Below are 4,581 nucleotides of genomic sequence, written 5' to 3'. Positions count from 1 at the left end.
GCGCATGACCCCGCTGAACCTCTACCTGGAAAACGCCAACGACGCGCAGGTGCGCGAAGCGCTGGAAGATTACGGCCTGGCGATCAAGCAACTGGCGGCGGCGAACATTTTTCCCGGTGACATGCTGCTGAAGAACTTCGGCGTCACCCGGCACGGGCGCGTGGTGTTTTATGACTACGACGAGATCTGCTTTCTCACCGAAGCCAACTTCCGCCACATCCCGCAACCGCGCACCCCGGAAGACGAAATGGCCTCCGAGCCGTGGTATTCGATCGGGCCGCTGGACGTGTTTCCCGAAGAGTTCCCACCGTTCCTGTTCGCCGATTCCGCGCAGCGCCGATTGTTCGATCAACTGCATGGCGAGTTGTACAACGCCGATTACTGGAAAGGCCTGCAAGCGGCAATTCGCGCCGGCAAGGTGATCGATGTGTTTCCGTATCGGCGCAAAGGCCTCGATAACGAATAACCGGCTCCGCGCAACCCTGTAGCAGCTGGCGAAGCCTGCGTCCGAGGACGAAGTCCTCGCAAAACCGGTGCTCGCGGTCCATCAGGAATACCCGGGAAGCAGGTTTTACGACTGCTTCGCAGCCGAACGCAGGCTTCGCCAGCTGCTACAAGGATCTCGTTTGCTCGTTAAATCTGCGACAATCCGCCCCCTGCGCCACTAGACGACCTTTGCGTACCTGATGACTGACGAATCGCCTTCAATCGACAAACTGCTGAAAAACCTCGATCACGCCATGCTTGCCGACCGCCACCGGCTGCGGCGGCAGTTGCTCGAGCTGCGCAAGAAACCCGACGACGCCAAGCTGGCCTTGTGGGTGACGCGCATGCAAGCGTCTTGCGACCAGGTGGTGGCGCGACGTGCCAGCCTGCCGCTGATTCGTTACGACGACAGCCTGCCGATCGCCGCCAAGCGCGACGAAATCAAGGAGGCGCTGCTCAAGCATCAGGTGCTGATCATCGCCGGCGAAACCGGCTCGGGTAAAACCACCCAACTGCCGAAGATCTGCCTGGAAATCGGTCGCGGCCAGCACGGTCTGATCGGTCACACCCAGCCGCGTCGAATTGCTGCGCGCAGCGTCGCGAGCCGGGTCGCCGAAGAGCTGGCGACGCCGCTCGGTGCCTTGGTCGGCTATCAGGTGCGGTTCGAGGATCAGAGTGATGCCAATACCCTGATCAAACTGATGACCGACGGCATCCTGCTGGCGGAAACCCAGAACGACCGCTACCTCGAACGCTACGACACGATCATCGTCGACGAAGCCCACGAACGCAGCCTGAACATCGACTTCCTGCTCGGTTACCTGAAAACCCTGCTGCCGCGTCGCCCGGACCTGAAAGTCATCATCACCTCGGCGACCATCGATCTCGAGCGCTTCTCCAAGCATTTCGACGATGCGCCGATTGTTGAAGTCTCGGGCCGTACTTTCCCGGTGGACACCTGGTATCGGCCGCTGACGCTGGAACAGGACGAAGAGGGCAACCGGGTCGAAGACGACCTGACCGTGGATCAGGCGATCCTCGCCACCCTCGACGAAATTGCCGCATACGAACGCAGCGAACGCCGCAGTCCCGGCGACGTGCTGGTGTTCCTGCCCGGCGAGCGCGAGATTCGTGACGCCGCGGACATGCTGCGCAAGGCCCAGCTCAAACACACCGAAATCCTGCCGTTGTACGCACGGCTGTCGCCGGCCGAGCAGCAGCGGATTTTCCAGTCCCACCCGGGCCGTCGCGTGGTGCTGGCGACCAACGTCGCGGAAACCTCGCTGACCGTGCCGGGCATTCGTTACGTGATCGACAGCGGTACCGCGCGCATCAGCCGTTACAGCTACCGGGCCAAGGTCCAGCGCTTGCCGATCGAGGCGATTTCCCAGGCCAGCGCCAACCAGCGTAAAGGCCGTTGCGGACGGGTCGAGCCGGGCATTTGCATCCGTCTGTACAGCGAAGAAGATTTCATCGGTCGGCCGGAATTTACCGACCCGGAAATTCTCCGCACCAACCTCGCGGCGGTGATTCTGCAGATGCTCCATCTGCGCCTCGGGGAAATCACCGATTTCCCGTTTATCGAGCCGCCGGATGGCAAGGCCATCAGCGACGGTTTCAACCTGCTGCAAGAACTCTCGGCAGTCGACCGCAACAGCCAGCTGACCCCACTGGGGCGGCAACTGGCGCGGCTGCCGGTGGACCCGCGCATGGGCCGGATGTTGCTCGAAGCGGCGAAACTCGGCAGCTTGCAGGAAGTGCTGATCGTTGCCAGTGCGATGTCGATCCAGGACCCGCGCGAGCGTCCACCGGAACGTCAGCAGGCCGCCGATCAGGCCCACGCACAATGGAAAGACGTGGACTCGGATTTCGCCGGGCTGGTCAATCTGTGGCGTGGCTTTGAAGAGCAACGCCAGGCCCTGACCGCCAGCCCGCTGCGCAATTGGTGCCGCAAGAATTTCCTGAATTACCTGCGCCTGCGCGAGTGGCGCGACTCCCATCGTCAGTTGAGCCTGATCTGCCGCGACATGCAGTTGAGCCTGAACAAAGAGCCGGCTGACTACCCGAAACTGCACAAAGCGGTGCTGTCCGGGTTGCTCAGCCAGATCGGCCAGAAAACCGAGGACGGCGATTACCTGGGGGCGCGTCAGCGGCGCTTCTGGATTCACCCGTCGTCGGGGCTGGGCAAGAAGCGCCCGCAATGGCTGATGACTGCCGAACTGGTGGAAACCACCAAGCTTTATGCGCGCATGGTGGCGAAGATCGAGCCGGACTGGATCGAGCCGCTGGCCGGGCACCTGATCAAGAAGAACCACTTCGAACCGCATTGGGAAAAGAAGCGCGGACAGGTCGTGGCCTACGAGCAAATCACCCTGTTCGGGTTGATCGTGGTCGGTCGCCGGCCGGTGCATTACGGGCCGATCGATCCTGTCACCTCGCGTGAACTGTTTATCCGCGAAGCGCTGGTACGCGGAGAGATTCAGTCGAAAGCCAAGTGTCTGTCTGCCAATGAGCAATTGTTGGAACAGCTCGACGAACTGGAGGCCAAGGCCCGTCGTCGCGACATTCTGGCAGACGAGGAAACCCTGTTTGCCTTCTACGACGCGCGCTTGCCGGCAGAGATCCATCAGACCGCGACCTTCGACAGCTGGTATCGGATCAACAGCCAGAAAGACCCGCAATTGCTGATCATGCGCGAAGAAGACGTGCTGGCTCGCGAAGCCAGCGAAGTCACCGCCGCGCATTACCCGGACACCTTGCGCCTGGGCGATTTGACCTTGCCGTTGAGTTACCACTTCGAGCCCAACCATCCCCGCGACGGCGTGACCTTGCGCGTACCGGCACCGCTGTTGCCGATGCTGCCGCCGGAGCGCCTGGAATGGCTGGTGCCAGGGGTGATCGAAGCCAAGAGCATCGCCCTGGTGCGTAACCTGCCCAAGGCCTTGCGCAAGAACTTCGTGCCGGTGCCGGACTTTGTCAAAGCGGCGTTGCAGCGCATCACCTTCGCCGACGGTTCCCTGCCGCAGGCATTGGGTCGCGAACTGTTGCGCATGACCGGTGCGCGGGTCAGTGATGAGGCCTGGGCCGAAGCGGCGCAGCAGGTTGAAAGTCATCTGCGGATGAACCTGGAAATCGTCGATGGCCAGGGCAAGTTTCTCGGTGAAGGCCGTGATCTGGCCGAGCTGACCGCACGTTTCGCCGAGGCCAGCCAGGCGGCTTTGGCGGTACCACAGACGGCGAAAAGCCAACAGCCGGTGGAGGCCAAGGTCTTCGCCGCGGTGGCCGAGAAAACCCAACAGAAGATCGCCGGGCTGTCGATGACGGTCTACCCGGCGCTGGTGGAAGAGGCGGGCACCGTTAAGGAAGGGCGTTTTTCGACCCCGGCCGAGGCCGAGTTCCAGCATCGTCGGGCGTTGYAGCGGTTGCTCATGCAGCAACTGGCCGAGCCGGCGAAGTTCTTGCGCGGGAAGCTGCCGGGGCTCACCGAGCTGGGCCTGATGTACCGCGAGCTGGGGCGTATCGACAGTCTGGTGGAAGACATCCTGCTGGCGAGCCTCGACAGCTGCATTCTCGACGGCGAAGCGAGCTTGCCGCGTGACGGCGCGGGTTTGGCTTCGCTGGCCGAGCGCAAGCGCGGTGCATGGACCGAGCATGCCGAGCGTCTGGCGAAACTGACGCTGGAAACGCTCAAGCTCTGGCACGCTTTGCAGAAGCGCTTCAAAGGCAAGATCGACCTGGCGCAAGCGGTGGCCCTGAACGACATCAAGCAGCAGCTCAGTCACCTGGTGTATCCGGGCTTTGTCCGTGAAACCCCGATGCAGTGGCTCAAGGAGCTGCCGCGTTACTTGAAAGCCGTCGAGCAGCGTTTCGAGAAACTCGGCGCTCAGGTGCAGAAGGACCGGGTCTGGAGCGGCGAGTTGTCCGGTCTCTGGGCTCAATACCAGACCCGCGCCAACAAACACGCGCAGGAAGGCAAGCGCGATCCGCAACTTGAGCTCTATCGCTGGTGGCTGGAGGAATACCGGGTTTCGCTGTTCGCCCAGCAATTGGGGACCAAGGTGCCGATCTCCGACAAGCGTTTGAGCAAGCAATGGA

General features: G+C 62.1%; 2 protein-coding genes. Both read left to right on the top strand.

Annotated features, from left to right (window positions below; translation table 11 throughout):
* Window positions 1-466: isocitrate dehydrogenase kinase/phosphatase-domain containing protein (locus tag AC1DH9_RS23150; protein WP_477808843.1), on the top strand; the 466-nt coding region annotated here is incomplete at its 5' end.
* Between the two features lie 220 nt (window positions 467-686).
* A partial coding sequence (gene hrpA / locus AC1DH9_RS23145; RefSeq protein WP_477808842.1) for an ATP-dependent RNA helicase HrpA occupies window positions 687-4,581 on the top strand: 3,895 nt, incomplete at its 3' end.

The sequence above is a fragment of the Pseudomonas sp. 05T35 genome (assembly GCF_056396605.1).
The sequence above is the reverse complement of the archived record's forward strand: the minus strand, read 5'-3'. Positions and strand labels throughout refer to the sequence as shown.